Consider the following 15,127-nt stretch of genomic DNA (forward strand, 5'->3'; position numbering starts at 1 on the left):
TTTTGGGTAATTTGCCCGTTGGCACGGGGCGATCGCTGGTCATAGATTTGGAGCTATCTCCACGACTGAGATTGCTGGCGATCGCCCCTCTCCTTCTTTTTGAAAATCATTGCCAATGCCAGGGAACGCACGCTTCAAATCCCTTTGCCTTGCTGCACTCTAGGGGTAGACTGCTCAGATTAGGGTGCTTTTGCTGGAGTGGGCGGCTGCGGGCGAAAGCAGAAAGAGGATGGCCATCCCTTCGCGCAGTCTGCCTTGGAGATGCCAGTTTTGCAGCCCTAGGAGATGCCCTTTTTTATGTCCAGCTACTCTTTGTCTGACTGGCAAACTGATTGGCAACCCGCAGAGACCTTGGCCGAGGCGAGGGTGCTGGATAGTCGCGAGGTTCAGCACTGCCACATTACGGCGCCGGATTTGCCCAGACCAACGGGGGCGATCGCCCATGGCGGCCAGCTCTACAGCTATTTGCGTTTGTTTCCGACCCTCGAAGCTGCCCAGCGAGCCGCCGCTCGCTCTATGAGCCGCGGCAATCAAGTCCTCTTGACGCACGTCCCAAAAGGTTTTGTACTCTGGATACTAGAGCCTGAGGCTCGACGTCTCACCAAGCAAAAACCTTTCTAACCTCGTGAGTGCTCATCGGTTGCCCAACACCACCGCCTACGTCCGGATTACTCATCAGTCTTGGCACCACGGCAAAATCGAGGGGGAGGTCACGGCTAATCAGTTTGCCTGGCAGTTTGCGTGGCACTTTCGCCGGGGCGAGTTGCAGGTCCAGCCATCCCTCGGACGGGCGCTGATTCGCGAGCCCCTGACCCGCTTCCTGGAGCAAAGCGACTACAAGCTAGAGCCCGGGGGCGACTACTCTTTCACCATTCGCGCCAAGCTCTAGGCGCACCGAACGCTCCAGCCCTCAGCCTAGCCACCCTAGGACAAGCCCTGGGCAAGGTATCGCTCAATCAGCAGGATAGCCACGATATCGTCAATGGGCCGCGGAATGGACCGCAGCGATCGCGGCATCCAGCGTCCGAGCCCCTTGGGCGGATACATCTGCCAGTAGCGATCGCGCGCCTCCAGGGTGCTGTAGCGCTCATCGACGCGCACCACCGGCACCGCAGGCTGGAGCTCAGCTTCTAGGCGCTTTCGCCATTCTTTGGAGGTCGTTTGGTCCCCCATCACCACCAGCTCGATCGCGTAGCGCTGGCGCAGCCCCTCTAGATGGGCGATCGCCGCCTCCGACGCCACGATCTGATGGTCATGCAGCGTGCGATCGCGCCCCATCACCGCCACGCCGCACTTTTGGCGGCCCGGATCAAACCCTACAATCACCATTTCTGCTCCTCAGTTGGCCGTGACACCCGCTTCCTCCTCCGGTGGTGCCTCCAGCCCCGTCTCCGGGGTTTGGAACAGCACGCGACTGCCCTGCATCGCCATCAGGTTCACCCTTAGCGGGCTGCCGGTAAACGTATTTTCCGAAGCTACCGCCTGGATATTCACCAGCCCCTCCTGGGCCTGGAGCTGCTCTACAAAGCTCACCAGCGTATCTAGGCGGCCATCCCCAATCTGAATCGACTCCGAGAACAAAATGCCCGCCTGACGCGCCCGAAACTGCGACAGGCGCAGCAGCAGATCGATGCGCTGAGAAAGCTCGTCATTGCTCAAGGTGGCCAGATCCGCCGAGGTCGAGGCAATCACCTCCCCCTCAGCAAATACCAGGCGATTGAGCACCGCATCGGCAAACACCAGAACCTGCGCCTCACCCACCAGGTAGTTCCCCGCCGACAGAATGCGCACCACGTAGTCGCGCCCATCACTGATCTGCTCAATCAGCTGGTCCACCTCGGCCTGGGGCACCTGGATAACCCGCTCATTGAAAACCGTGGTGCCAGGCCGAGTTTTGCGGATGGCGACCCGATTGGCCTCCTGGAGCAGGCGATCGACAACGCTGCTGGCCGTGGCGGGCGACGGAATTCGCACCACTGCCGAGGCCAGAGACTCGTTGCGCAGAAGGGCCACATTTCCCTGGCGCAGCACCTGGAAGTTTCGCTCGAGGGTCCGGACATCCTGCTCCAAAAATTCTCGCTGGGCCTCCAGATCCCGCAGGCGCGCCTCTCGCTGAGCCAGGGTCTGGTCTCGCTGGGCAATTTCGGCATCCCGAGCGCTGATTTCGGCTTCGCGATCGGCAATTACGGCGTCCCGCTCTGCCAGTTCAGCATCTCGCTGACGAATCAACTCGGCCCGCTCTGCCTGGATCTCCTGAATTTCATTGCGCAGGATGCTAGCCTGGCGGGTCACTGTGGCCAGACGATCCTGGGCGATCTGGAAATTGGAGGCGACCTGGCTGAGCTGATCTTCGGTGCGATCGAGCTGGCTTTGGGCCTGGTTCAGCTGCTCCTCGGTGCGGGTCTGGCGCTCCAGCGCCTCGGACAAAAAGCGATTGGTTGCATTCAGGCGGCGCTGAGCGGCTTCTTGGCGCGATCGCGCTTCGCCCAGTTCGGCTTCAACGCCGTCTTTTTGCTCGCGGGTCTCTTCTAGTTCTCGCTGGGCCATCGCCAGCCCATCTTGGATCTCTTGTAGCTCAAAAATCCCGGTGCGCAAGCGGCTATCAATGGCTAACAACACGCCTAAGGTTGCAGCCGAAATCACGCTCCCCGTCAAAATCGTAATCAGCACCGCCGTTTGCCGGGGGCGAAGATTGAACAGGCTCAGGCGAGCTTTGCCAACTTTGGTGCCCAGGCGATCGCCCACAGTGGCGATCACGCCGCCTAGCAGCAACGTTGCCAAAATTAGGATGTACCCAGTGGTCATTAACTCCCCACAAACCCCTACGGCTGATACCAACGCTCCCTTGAACAATCGAGAGAAATTGATTTTCTCAATTGCCCGAGTCTGCCGCTAGGGCAGGCTTTGTCACGGTCAAGGCAGGCCGTCTCGCTGAGCCTTGCTTTTGTTGTACAGCAGATGCCAACAAAAGTCGTCATGAACCCTAGCCTAACGCTTCTAGCCGCTAGTCCCCCCTGGTCCGTTTGTTTAACACGGTGGCAGAGAATGGCAGGCGATCGCGCTCAGCAGGGTCAACAGCTCAGGATCGAGCACCCCCAAGGACAGTATCCCAGCCCCTGGCGGGAAACAATCCAGGTAGATGTATTTTCTATCATGGCTGCAAATCAACCGGGAAAAGCGGGGCGCAGGGGAACCCTGGAAAAGGGTGGGTTTTGGCCCTCCAGCAGCCTCGCCTAGGTAAACTGCTGGCTCAGGGCGACTGGGTTGTGCACCGTGATCTTTTTCTTGTGGATCGCGATCATTTCTTCTTGGCGCAGATCGCCTAGCAGGCGGGTCACCGTCACCCGCGTGGAGCCAATGGCCTCCGCGATCGCCTGGTGGGAGAGCTTGAGGTCGATCGTGATGCCCTCGGGGCTCGGCACCCCAAAGTCCCGGCACAAGATCAGCAAAAAGCTCACCAGCCGAGACCCCATATCCCGGTGAGCTAGGGTTTCGATCATCATCTCCGTTTGCAGGATTCGCGACGAGAGCCCCTGAAGCAGCACCATCGAGAGTTCTGGGTCTTCCTTGAGGGCCTTCTCCATCTGCTCGATGGGCACCGACAGCAGCTCCACCGGCGTAAAGGCCACCGCATGGTAGAAGCGATCGGAGCGATGCCCCGTAATCAGCGACAAAACGCCAAAAACACTGTTTTCTCGCAGTAGCGCAACGGTGATTTCTTCCCCGGCTTCGTAGACCCGCGAGAGCTTCACGGCCCCTTTCAGGAGAAAGTAGACCCGCTCAGCGGGATCACCAGGAAAAAAGATTGTCTTGCCGCGCTCAAAGGTTTCCACAACGGGTGGAAACGCACCGCCACTGATCTGGCGGAAAACGGCTGCTAACGGTTTGTCCTGCGTCACGACCATATCCCCTTCCCTGCCATTACTCCAGCAACTCCGCTGGACCACGCGTGATGAGTCGTCTGAATCAATCACAGTCGCTGCGAGTCGAGTGTGAGCAATTGCTGACTTTACGACGACTTTAGAACACTTAAACGCACTCCCAAGGGCTTTTTTGTACTGCTTGTTACACAATGGCCCTCGAAACTGCCTCGCGACCAGGAGCGCCATAGAGAAAAGTGATCCCCGGAGTCATCCGAAAATCTACGAATTGGCCAAGCTTTTGCTTTTTTCGGAGTCTTGCAGCATAACCTAGCCTGGGATAGTTGACAAAGCAAAAATATTTTTGGCTGAGACTATCTTAGCGGCAGTCGGGGGAAAGTCAGCGATGGGTCTAGCGCCCCGCCAGGTCCGGGCAATAGTGCTGTAGGGCCAGGGTGTGAATGAGATCTTGGCGGGCGGAGCCGCTGGCAGAGCCAGTGAGGGCCGCCAGACGGGCCTTGCGCTGCTGGGCGGCAGCGGGGCCAGCAAAGCGCAGGACCCGACAGGTGGTTTTGGCGGCGGCGATCGCGCTGTCAGGGAAGTCAGTGATGCTGCTGACCAGATCTGGCTGGACGCTGGCCGGGGACTGGCGGGCGATCGCCTGAAAGTCCTGGAGAAATAGGGTGTTGGCGTCTTCGGGCGATCGCCCGCCACCGCGACAGAGGCCCGAGAGATCCACGACTGCCCCGGAGTCATCCTGCCAGTAGCACAGAAAATCGGGCTCCCGAGCGATCGCCTTCGGGCTGGCGACGCTCACTCCCCACAGCAGAAGCAGCGCACTTTGAAAAAGGGGGTGACTGATTTTCATTTTTCAAACTGTTATGAATCTTTGAGATTGAGTTCTAGAAAAAATAATTTACGTAAAATTACGGCCATTTTGGCAGGACCACGGGATTCTACGGATTAAAGATTAGAGGGGAAGCAAAGCTGGACAAGGGGCGATCGCCCCTCGAAGGGCAGGAGGGTCAGCCTCGAAAAATCACAACTCTGGTCACAATTGATGCTGCGATTTCTTTAATCACTTCTTCTGTCGAGTCCTTTGGGCAATTCAATTGAGATCATTCATTTTTATTCTCAGGAAACTCAAAAATTTTTAAAGCAAATCAAGCATTTATTTGCGTCAGACAATATAAGCTATACATCAACTCAATAATGCGCTTCAAATCGTTTTCAGATCGATCGCAACAGGTTTTATTTTGTAAACCAATCGCTCCAAGAACCTTTTGGTGAAGGGTTTGTGGAGAGGGTGGGTTTAGGGCCACAGATGACCCTCAAGGTGCCCATCAAGGGGTTCATCCAAGCTGGCAAAGGCAGAGTCCCGATCGTCGAACATTCGACGGTTTTAGCTGAATTTTGGAGCGCCAGAGTCAAGGGTTCATGTGAATTTTGATCAAGATTTCGGCTACAGGCCTGGGGAAGCGATCGCCCGATAAAGCGCGATCGCTGGTTCTGTAGAGCGGCGGTTAATTCATGAATTGGCTTCCAATTTTTTGCTGCTTTGTCGAGTCTTTTAATCACGTTCTAAAAAACATGCGCTGGCACAAACGCGTTTTAACTTTCTTGCTGATCTTCTTGGCAAGTCTTGCCGCTTTTTTCATCTCTACGATCACCATGGGAGCCCGCAAAAGCTTGGCAATGGACCCTCTATTGCGCCCCGTTCCTACTCAGCCCACAGGCCACTACGACTACTTTGGTGAGCTTTTGAATCCGGCTCAGGCAGCCCGCTTGGTTCGTCGGCAAGGGCTCGATCCCAGGAATGCCGAGTCCTATCTCAAAGTTGGCGCTGTGGAAATTACAGAGGACCTGATCGATCAGGGAGAGAAAATTTTCTTCGAGCGTAAAATTGGCGACACCTTTGGACTTCAAGGTGTCTTTGGGTTTGGGACCGGCCTACAAACGGTTTTCCCGGAGCTGGGGGCGGCGATCGCGGGTCTAGGCGGAGAGCCTACCAACAACGTCGTTCTTCAGCTGCAAAAAGAGATTTCCCTGGGCGGCTGGACCTATCCTGCTGGGGCTTCGGTCCCCACCGGCCTCGATGTCCCCAGAAACGGCAGTTTCCCCATCGGTCTCACCTCCCAGGGCAACATCACCTGTGCCATTTGCCATGTGACCCAGTCTCCCGGGGGCGATCGCCTAGATGGCGTGCCCAACGGCGACCTGAATATTCCCCTACTCGTCGCCCTAGCCCCCAACTCCGCTGCGGCTTTCGCTCGCCTAAACATCAACCCCCTCGATCCCCAGTACCAGGGCAATGGCAAAACCATCCTAGACAGCAACAATCAACCCGTTCAGCTGCCAGATCCTCAAAAATTTGAGGAAGCCTTTGATCGGCTCGTGCTCCAGGTGCCCTTTGGCCACTTCGAAAGCTCGCCCGACAGTATCAGCAACACCACCCAAATTCCCAGTCTCTTCACCTTCCAAAACCATCCCTACACGGCTGGTGGTGAATTTGCAGTGGGGCCTTTTGCCGGTCTGAGCGTCACCAACAACGCTGTTCACTCTTCCGAAATCAACCTCTTGGCCGCAGCGCAGATCAGCGCCGAAACCATTGGCATCGATCCCGAGGTCTACCTCGGCACCATGCTGCAAAACGCCGCCAATCCGCAGCTCCGGCTCCCCGACGGCCCACCCATCAAGCCTTCCCAGTGGCTCAGATTGGTTGCGCCAAACCCAGCCCAGGCTGAACTAGAAGATCAGATCGTCGCCCCCGGCGCTGGGCAGTATCCCAACGCTCGGCCCAGCCTTGCCACCTATAACGGACTCGTGTTTACCCCCGACTCCGGTCAATCGGACGATGTCGCCAGTGGTCCTTTCATGTTCGCCAATAACGCCATGTCCGCCTGGCAAAACAGCCTCGTGCCGCCAGCCAACAAGACCCCGGCGAACCAAGAGGCGATCGCGAGCGGATCCGTCCAGCGGGGTGCCAAGGTCTTCCGGCAGGCCAACTGCGCTAGCTGCCACGTAGCGCCCTTTTTCACGGATAACCGCATTCACCCGCTGCGCCGCATTGGCACAAACCCCGCTCGGGCCGAATCTCGCCTGTCTCTCAATGAGCTGCTGGTAGCGCCCCAGCTCTACAGCTTTGATGCCTCCGTGCCGGTCTCCGAGACGGCGCAAGTGCTGGATGTGCCGACGCGGGGAATCTCAAAGTCATCGACGTCTCTGCCGCGAGGGGTGCTGCCCGATGGTGGTTACAAAACCACTTCCCTGCTGGGTCTGTACCTGAGCGCGCCCTATCTCCATGATGGCGGCGTGGCCGTGAGAGAGGGCGCTTTGGAGGTGTCTGAAGATGGTCGCTTCACGGTCGAAGATGAGAGCGGCTTGGGCCTGTGGGGCACCCTCAGCAAGGGCATTGCGGCGGATCCGGCCAGCAGCCTGCGGGCCCTCGTCGATAGCCAGCTGCGACGCGAGGTCGTGCAGGCCAACCGATCCCACCCAGAGTTGGTCAACGCCAATCTGGATGGCAGCGGCCACGACTTCTTTGTCGATCGGACAACGGGCTTTAATCCTCGTCAGCAAACGGACCTGATCAATTTCTTGCTGGCCCTCGACGATCATCCGGGGCAGTTCTAGTCCTGAGCTGCTGAGATGGAGCTGTGGGGAGGAACTCAGCAGGAGGATTTGGCAACTTCTCCCTGCAATGACAGTTCACTCAGACCTGGACCACAAGAGCAGAGCCGGAGGGTGATGACAGACTCTCCGCTCTCTTCCCGGAGAGCGTGGGGCTTCCCGCCTATCTTGCTAAAATGCAAGACCGGTGGCGATCGCCCCCCGGCTTATCCTCTATATTTGTTGGGTCGATATTGTGAATACGGCTGCCTCTCTCTCATCTACAACCGTCGTCGTACCGGGCACTACGGCCAACCTTGGCCCTGGCTTTGACTGTCTCGGCGCGGCCCTGACGGTGCACAATCAGTTTGGCTTTCGGTTGCAGGAGACCAGCGACAGCGCGGTCACCATTACAGTGAGCGGCACCGAAGCCGATCGCGTGAATGTCGATGCCAACAACTTGGTCTACCAGGCCTTCGTCAAAGTCTTCCAGTTTTTGGGTCATGCGGTGCCGCCAGTGGCGATCGACATTGAGCTGGGCGTTCCGCTGGCCCGGGGCCTGGGCAGCTCGGCGACGGCGATCGTGGGGGGCCTGATGGGGGCCAATTCCCTGGCCGGGGAGCCGCTGAGCGAGGCTCAGCTCATGGAGTTGGCGATCGCCATGGAGGGGCATCCTGACAACGTGGTGCCTGCGCTGATCGGTGGGTGCCGGTTGGCGGCCTCGCGCACCGATGACTCCTGGGAAATCTGCGAGATCGACTGGCACTCGGACATTGTGCCTGTAGTAGCCATTCCCAACTTTGAGCTGTCCACGGAGGAGGCGCGGCGCGTCCTGCCCAGCAGCTACAGCCGAGCGGATGCGGTGTTTAATGTGGCCCACCTGGGTCTGCTGGTGCGCGGCCTGGAGAGCGGGCGGGGCGACTGGCTGGCGACGGCGCTGCAAGACCGGATTCATCAGCCCTACCGGCAAGCTTTGATTCGTGGCTTCAACGCGGTGTACCAGAGCGCGCTGGATTCTGGCGCTTACGGCTTGGTGATCAGCGGCGCGGGACCGACCCTGCTGGCGCTGACCAGCGCAGAGGCAGCCCCCACGGTGGAGCAGGCCATCCAGACCGCCTGGGCGGAGCAAGGGATCGAAGCCGAGGTGCGATCGCTCGCTGTGGATCAGCAGGGGGCGCGGCTCGTCTAGCCTGAGGGCGGCAATGCAGGCCCCGGCACACCCAGGGGCTCGGCGCTATCGAGGATGGACGTCACGGCGTTGACAACAATCTGGGCCGTCCCAATGAAAAAATCCCGATCGAGGGTCTCAGGGCGATCGCTCCTCGTGTGGTAGTGGGGGTTGCGCAGATTGGCCGTGTCCGTCACCAAAACCGCTCCGAGCCCCCGATACCAAAAGGGCGCGTGGTCGCTGCGCATGGTGTCGGGGGTGAGCAGCCCTTTGAAGGGTACGGGCAAAGTGAACACGCCGGGGGAGTCGCTCTGGCGGGCCTCCTGAAACGCGGTCAGCAGGCCGGGATGCTCGATGTCGCCCACCACGGCCACAAAGTCGCCGGTGTTGCTGGGCGGCTGGATGGGCAGGTTCTCGGGATAGGTTTGGCAGTCGGGCTCGCGGCAGGCGTAGCCGACCATGTCGAGGACCACCGCTCCGGCCAAGTCGGCGATCAGCCCATCTTCAGCGGCCATGGCCAAACTGCCCCGCAAGCCCGCTTCTTCGAGGTCAAAAAAGGCCAGCTTGAGCCCCCGAACCGTGGGGCGATCGCCCAGCAGGCGGGCCGCTTCTAGCAAGACCGCCAGCCCGGTGGCGTTGTCGTCGGAGCCTGGAGAGTCCGCCACGGTGTCATAGTGGGCCCCCAGCAGCAGGGTGTCAGCGGTGGGCGCGGCCCCCGGGCGCTCCGCCAGCAGATTCACCCCGGCCCCGTCGTCAAAGGGCTGGGGCGTGACGGTCCAGCCTGCGGCCTGGAGCTGCTGGGTGATGTAGGCTTGGGCGCGATCGCGATCGGCCACCGAAAAGCGCTCAAAGCTCAGGGCTTCGAGGTCTTGCCAGAGGCGATCGCCCACGACTTGGGGTATTGGTGTTGGGGTTGGTTCAGCAGCAGGGACGGGGGCGATCGCGGGCGATCGCGGCGTCGGTGACGGGGCCTCCGTGGGCAAGGGCCGCGGCGCTAGCCCATCGCCCAAGCGCAACAAATCTCGAGGCTGGCAGGCCACCACGACCCCCACCGTCAGCAGCATTAGCAGCAGCGCACGAATCCACACACCCATCACTCTGGTCGGCAGCATGGTTTCCACTCTAGCGTCTGCCCTCCGTTGACGACGGCGATCGCCAGAAGCTCCCGCACTTCCCGTCAAAGGAGCGGCAGAGCGTAGGCTAGGATATTGCTGAAATTTGAAGCCCACAGACGTTTATGACCAGCCCTTTGATTCCCGTTATCCTGGCCGGTGGTAAGGGGGAGCGGTTTTGGCCCCTGAGCCGCCGCGATCGCCCCAAGCAGTTTCTCAGCCTCGACGGCAGCGGCACCAGCCTCTTGCAGGCCACCGCCCAGCGCCTCTTGGCCACCGCGAATGGCTGGGATAACTTGTGGGTGATCACCGCCTCCCATTTGGAAAGCGGGATTCAAACCCAGCTGCCAGAGCTGCCCCCAGCTAACCTACTCGTGGAGCCCGAGGGCCGCGACACCGCCCCCGCCGTCGCCTGGACCACCCTAGAGGTCGCCAAGCGCTACGGCGAAGACGCCATTGTCGGCTTCTTTCCGGCGGACCACTGGATCAGTGATGAAGCAACGTTTCAGCGCACCCTGGCCGCCGCCGCCGAGCTGGCCCAGCACCAAGACGCCATCGTGACCCTGGGCGTCCAGCCCGCCTACGCGGCCACGGGCTACGGCTACATCGAAGCGGGCGAAGCCGCAGGCACCTACCAAGATCTGCCGGCCTACCGCGTGAGCCGCTTCACCGAGAAGCCCGACGTGGCCACCGCTGAGCAATTTTTGGCCAGCGGCCGCTTTAGCTGGAACAGCGGCATTTTCATTTTCCGGGCGGGCGTGGCGCTGCGAGAGCTGCGCGCCCACGCCCCGCAGATCCTCGAGCCCCTGGCCGCGGCCGGTGCCCAGGCCTACAGCAACGTGCCCAAGACCAGCATCGACTACGCCTTGATGGAGAAGACGGGTCAGGCCTACGTGCTGCCGGTGGCGTTTGGCTGGGATGACCTAGGAGACTGGAACGCCCTGGAGCGGCTGGTTCAGGCCGACCAGCCCAATGTGGAGCTGGCCGCTCACATCGGCATGGATACCGAGGGCACCATTCTATATTCCGAAAACCCAGAAGATTTAATTGTCACCATTGGCCTGGAAGACACGGTGGTGGTGCGCGATGGCAATGTGACGCTGATCGTGCGCAAGGACCGCACCCAGGACATCAAAAAGGTGCTCAAGGAAATCCAGGCAGATCCGCGATTCCGCGATCGCCTCTAGGCCGCTCCTGAGAATGCTCCAGCCCAGCACCTACCCCCAGCTCAGTGGCTTCTAGGGTGAATGCTGGGCAGCGCAGTCTAATTCGGCCGTTTTCGGGAGAAGGTTCTATCTGGCGCAGGTGGGCGATCGCCGTGAAAGTTGCTCTACTAAAGCAAGAGAGCCTTTTAGCTTTCCCTTTCATCCCCGGAGGCCCCCGCCGTGTTTGCCCGCATTACCCAAACCAGCTCCCGTCAGCGTGACATCGCCGAAGTCGTCCTGCGCAACGGCTGGGACTACATGCGGCGCCTCCTCACCGGCGGTAAAGCCAACGAGCCAGACCTGCCCACTCCGGCCGTCTTGCGCAATATCTTGACCGAGCTCGGCCCCGTCTACGTCAAGCTGGGCCAGCTCCTGAGCACCCGCCCCGACATTCTCTCGGCGGACTACATCGACGCCCTGAGCGATCTCCAGGCCAATGTCCCGCCGGTCGCCTGGAGCGAGGTCGAAGGGGTCCTGCGGCAGCAGCTCGGTCAGCCCATCAACAGCGTCTTTGCCCAGGTTGACCCCCAGCCAGTGGCCGCAGGCTCGATCGCCCAAACCCACCAAGCCATCCTGGCGGACGGCCGCACCGTCGCCCTCAAGATCCAGCGTCCCGGCATCGATGAGGTCATCGAGCAAGACATCTCCCTGATCAAAGGACTCGCGGAGCTGGTCGCCCTGACAGACTTTGGCAAAGACTACGACCTGGTGGCGCTGGCAGAGGAGTTTACCGACGCGCTGCGGGCCGAGCTGGACTTCACCAGTGAGGCAGCCTACACCGACCAGCTGCGCCGCAATCTCTCCCAGTCAAAATGGTTCGATCCCGATCGCCTGGTCGTCCCCAAAATCAACTGGGAGCTGACCAGCGAAAAACTGCTGGTGATGGAGTGGCTGGACGGCGAAGCCCTGCTCAAAGCCACGCTGCAAACCGCCAAAAACAACGGCGACAGCCAAATTGAGCGGCAAGCGGTGACCACGATTCTCTTTCGGGCCTTTTTTCAGCAGATCTTCATTGACGGCTTTTTTCACGCCGACCCCCATCCCGGCAACGTGTTTTACCTCAAGGATGGCCGGCTCGCGCTCCTCGACTGCGGCATGATGGGCCGCCTCGATCCGCGAACCCAGCGCCTCCTGACAGAAATGGTGCTGGCTATTGTCGACCTGGACGCCCAGCGGTGCTGTCAGCTCACCCTAGAAATGTCGGAGTCAAGCCAGATCGTCAGTCCGGCGCGCCTGGAGAGCGACTATACGCGCCTGCTACGCAAGTACTACAACCTCAGCTTGTCCCAGCTCAACTTCAGCCACGTATTTTATGAAGTGCTGGAGGTGGCGCGGGAGAACCGCGTGAAGCTGCCGGGAAATCTGGGGCTCTATGCGAAGTGTCTGGCCAATCTGGAGGGCGTCGCGCGCCAGTTCAATCCGGAGGTGAATCTCCTGGACGAAATCCGGCCGCTGATGACGGATCTTTTTCAGCGACAGCTTGTGGGGGACAACCCGACCCAGACCCTGCTGCGGACGGCCCTGGATGTGAAGAGTCTGTCGCTGCAAACGCCGCGCAAGCTGGAGATGCTGCTCGATCGCATGACCTCGGAAACCCTCCGCTGGAATCTCACGCTCCGAGATATCGACGGTCTCCGCCGCAGCCTAGATGACTCTGCGAATCGTCTCTCGTTCAGCATTTTGGTGGGGTCTCTGGTGATCGGTGCAGCCACGATCGCCAGCAAGGACCAAACCAGCCAGCTCTATCTCGTCAGCACGATTCTCTTTAGCGTTGCCAGTCTCCTCGGCCTCTGGCTGATCATCAGCATCCTGCGATCGGGCCGCCTGCGCTAGACAGTGCCATTGATTAGCTCAAAAGTCGATTCATACAGCAAATCAAGCAAGCCACATCCCTTGTCTACAGAAGTTCAGCCTACAAATTTTTTCCCACAAGCAGCCAGAACAGCCAAGCAAAATAGTGAACTACAACGATCGCCCAGAAAACACTTTGATAAGACTGTTTTCGGCTTTTGTGACGCAAGATTTTCTGAGCGAGGAATCCTCCTATCCATCCGCCTGCAAGTTCACAGATATGCAGCGTTTTTTCAGAAGTTCGCCAATCGTCTCGTTTGGCTCGAGATTTATCGTCAGCATATAAAACATAGGTCGCCAAGCTCATGCCAGGATACAGGAGAACCGGAATGGCGTTTCCTGTTGTCCGTGCGTAGTAGGCGGCAGCAAGCACAGGAATCAAGGACAGCAAAACTGTCTGAAGAATTAGAGAGCCCAGCTTAAGGGCGTTAGAAGATCGTGCAGTATTTGTTGAAGAGGTCGAAGCAGTATTTATTTTGCTTCTAGCTCCCAGAATGAATGCATTAGAAGCACGAATTTTTCCTTTTGAGTCAGCTACGCAGTAGTAGTAGATCGTGTCGTCTGTCCGCGGTCGACGAGTCGCATCTTTCAGCTCGGAAATATGCAGAAAGACTTCTTCGCCTCCGTCAGCGGGTCGAATAAAACCGAACCCACGGCCATCATTCCACTTTGTGAGCTTTCCGCTGCGCAGACCAGATTTCATAGGTATTTCAGTGATGGATTTTCGCAAATCCAGGAAGCCAATTTTATCTATGATATTGCTGCGTTAGAGCTTTTCACCCTGTATAGGGCACAATGTGGCGACATTTAGGATAAGCCGTACACCCATAAAATTTTTTACCCACATTCGCACCGCTGCGGGCCGTTCGTAGGGTCAGCGGGCTGCCACATTTCGCACAGGTTGTTGTGCTGGAGAGACGTTCCTTGACTGAGTCAATATGTGCGTTTCGTGTTGCCCACGTCTTCGGAAGCGCGCCGCTGCGAAGGGCTTCAACCATACTGACAACTTCATCATCCGCAAAGAGTTGCTGATCAAAGCTCTTGATATAGGTTGCGTAGCCTTTATTCATAACGTTGGCTGGCATTTCGGTTTTGAACTGACACTTTCCCCAGAACATAACGACGGAGTGAATTTTCGATTCTTCGATTTTGAGAAAATCGACGATCGCTTTTACATGTCTGTAGTTTTGGCGCAATGGGTTTTGCATCTGAAATTTGCGACCCGGCTTGGAAACGGTCCACTGGGCAGCTTTGGGGTTACCGAAGATCCAGCCTTCGATATTCTTGGATTCGACGACGAAGATTCCGTATTTTGAAACGATTACGTGATCGATCTGCGTCGTGCCATTGTTTGTTTGCAACGTCACATTGTTGAGAGAAGTATAAACTTTACTGTCGAGAAAAGCCCATTGAGCGATCGCCCCTTTCGTTTCGCCAATCCAGCCTTTGATACTATTTCTTAGGGACATTTTTTCATCCTAATTATCAGACTTTAGCTTGGGCTTCAAAGTCAGCACGTTATTTGGGAACTGAAGATTTTCAGGCCAGATAAAGTACGGACCAAACTTTGAACCCATGCGAAACTCACCACCAGCTTCCTTACCCGTAGCAGTTATAAAGTACTTGCCATTTCGGGTCTCCAAGAACCCAGCCTGCACAAGCTTCTCAGTCAGCTCGACAGTTTTCATTCCTAGTTTTTGAGCAAGCTTCGAGGTGCTCAGCTTACCGATGGTTTTTTCCTCAGCTTCAGGCTGGCCTTCAGGCTCACTCGATAGACGCTCCAGCGAGATTCGAACCTCTTCGCTAATACGAATAATGCGTTGTGCTTCCTCATAGGTATCTTTGTAGAGTTCTACATCGTCGGCGCGACGGATGAGCACACCCATTTCGTTATTATTGACCTGACTAAATTCATAAAGATTAAGACTCGTAATAATGCACAGCTCTTCATTCATATAGCACTTGGCATAAAGATTTTTGCAGAAGCTTGTGCGGATATAGGTCATTGCCTTGAGCCAGTCAATCTCTTCAGGCTGAAGCTCACTTTTGCCATAGACAATACGCACATCGATTTTCAGGCGGTTCTTGTCAGCGAGAAGCTCTTTAATGCGATCGTTGAGTTTCAAGAAGGGACTAATCAAGATAAGGCGGTCCTTCGCACCCTTTATCAGCTCTTCAAGGAAGTAGTTGGTAGCACTGGTATTCAGAAACTTTGGCATCTTATAATCTCGACTTTAAAACGATAGAGCTATTGTGATCGCTAGCGCTCCTATTCAGTGATGACTAGTACTTTTGTCTTGTACACAAGCAGGTTCAGGTAAT

General features: G+C 57.7%; 14 protein-coding genes. 6 read left to right on the forward strand and 8 right to left on the reverse strand.

The window, feature by feature from the left end:
* Positions 1-297: 297 nt before the first annotated feature.
* Positions 298-621 carry a hypothetical protein gene (locus GEI7407_RS13020; protein ID WP_015172652.1) on the forward strand — a complete coding sequence of 108 codons (324 nt, stop codon included), beginning with the start codon at positions 298-300 and terminating at the stop codon, positions 619-621.
* A gap of 4 nt (positions 622-625) precedes the next feature.
* Positions 626-889: a DUF3146 family protein gene (locus GEI7407_RS13025; protein ID WP_015172653.1), complete on the forward strand. Its 264-nt coding sequence runs from the start codon at positions 626-628 to the stop codon at positions 887-889.
* A gap of 35 nt (positions 890-924) precedes the next feature.
* On the opposite strand, the gene GEI7407_RS13030 is transcribed toward GEI7407_RS13025, so the two are convergent.
* From GEI7407_RS13030 to GEI7407_RS13050, 4 genes are all read right to left on the reverse strand, one after another.
* On the reverse strand, positions 925-1,329 hold the full coding sequence (locus GEI7407_RS13030) for a pre-16S rRNA-processing nuclease YqgF (protein ID WP_015172654.1): 405 nt from the start codon (positions 1,327-1,329) through the stop codon (positions 925-927).
* 9 nt (positions 1,330-1,338) lie between these two features.
* Positions 1,339-2,805 (reverse strand): DUF3084 domain-containing protein, encoded by a 1,467-nt coding sequence (locus tag GEI7407_RS13035; RefSeq protein WP_015172655.1) that lies wholly within the window; start codon positions 2,803-2,805, stop codon positions 1,339-1,341.
* A 428-nt stretch (positions 2,806-3,233) separates the two neighbouring features.
* Positions 3,234-3,905 carry a global nitrogen regulator NtcA gene (gene ntcA, locus GEI7407_RS13045; protein ID WP_015172656.1) on the reverse strand — a complete coding sequence of 224 codons (672 nt, stop codon included), beginning with the start codon at positions 3,903-3,905 and terminating at the stop codon, positions 3,234-3,236.
* Positions 3,906-4,272: 367 nt separating this feature from the next.
* The gene (locus GEI7407_RS13050) at positions 4,273-4,728 is read right to left on the reverse strand and encodes a hypothetical protein (protein ID WP_015172657.1); all 456 of its coding nucleotides are present in this window, start codon (positions 4,726-4,728) and stop codon (positions 4,273-4,275) included.
* 722 nt (positions 4,729-5,450) lie between these two features.
* Between GEI7407_RS13050 and GEI7407_RS13055 the strand changes: the two genes are divergently transcribed.
* Positions 5,451-7,493 carry a hypothetical protein gene (locus tag GEI7407_RS13055; RefSeq protein WP_015172658.1) on the forward strand — a complete coding sequence of 681 codons (2,043 nt, stop codon included), beginning with the start codon at positions 5,451-5,453 and terminating at the stop codon, positions 7,491-7,493.
* Between the two features lie 190 nt (positions 7,494-7,683).
* On the forward strand, positions 7,684-8,658 hold the full coding sequence (thrB, locus tag GEI7407_RS13060) for a homoserine kinase (RefSeq protein ID WP_315863849.1): 975 nt from the start codon (positions 7,684-7,686) through the stop codon (positions 8,656-8,658).
* Here the strand turns inward: thrB and GEI7407_RS13065 are convergent.
* Positions 8,655-9,749: a M28 family peptidase gene (locus tag GEI7407_RS13065; RefSeq protein ID WP_015172660.1), complete on the reverse strand. Its 1,095-nt coding sequence runs from the start codon at positions 9,747-9,749 to the stop codon at positions 8,655-8,657. The genes thrB and GEI7407_RS13065 overlap by 4 nt on opposite strands.
* A gap of 125 nt (positions 9,750-9,874) precedes the next feature.
* Here GEI7407_RS13065 and GEI7407_RS13070 point away from each other — a divergent pair, with 125 nt between their 5' ends.
* Entirely contained in the window at positions 9,875-10,936 is a 1,062-nt protein-coding gene (locus GEI7407_RS13070) for a mannose-1-phosphate guanylyltransferase (RefSeq protein WP_015172661.1), read from the forward strand.
* A 198-nt stretch (positions 10,937-11,134) separates the two neighbouring features.
* A complete protein-coding gene (locus GEI7407_RS13075; protein ID WP_015172662.1) occupies positions 11,135-12,787 on the forward strand; it encodes an AarF/ABC1/UbiB kinase family protein in 1,653 nt (550 codons plus the stop codon).
* 79 nt (positions 12,788-12,866) lie between these two features.
* Here GEI7407_RS13075 and GEI7407_RS20295 read toward each other — a convergent pair whose 3' ends face one another.
* From GEI7407_RS20295 to GEI7407_RS13085, 3 genes are all read right to left on the reverse strand, one after another.
* Positions 12,867-13,508 carry a cold shock and DUF1294 domain-containing protein gene (locus tag GEI7407_RS20295; RefSeq protein ID WP_015172663.1) on the reverse strand — a complete coding sequence of 214 codons (642 nt, stop codon included), beginning with the start codon at positions 13,506-13,508 and terminating at the stop codon, positions 12,867-12,869.
* Between the two features lie 73 nt (positions 13,509-13,581).
* Positions 13,582-14,274, reverse strand: coding sequence for a nuclease-related domain-containing protein (locus GEI7407_RS13080; protein ID WP_015172664.1), 693 nt, complete (start codon positions 14,272-14,274; stop codon positions 13,582-13,584).
* Positions 14,275-14,283: 9 nt separating this feature from the next.
* The gene (locus GEI7407_RS13085) at positions 14,284-15,024 is read right to left on the reverse strand and encodes a phospholipase D family protein (RefSeq protein ID WP_015172665.1); all 741 of its coding nucleotides are present in this window, start codon (positions 15,022-15,024) and stop codon (positions 14,284-14,286) included.
* Positions 15,025-15,127 lie beyond the last annotated feature (103 nt).

The sequence above is a fragment of the Geitlerinema sp. PCC 7407 genome (assembly GCF_000317045.1).
Classification (GTDB): Bacteria; Cyanobacteriota; Cyanobacteriia; order PCC-7407; family PCC-7407; genus PCC-7407.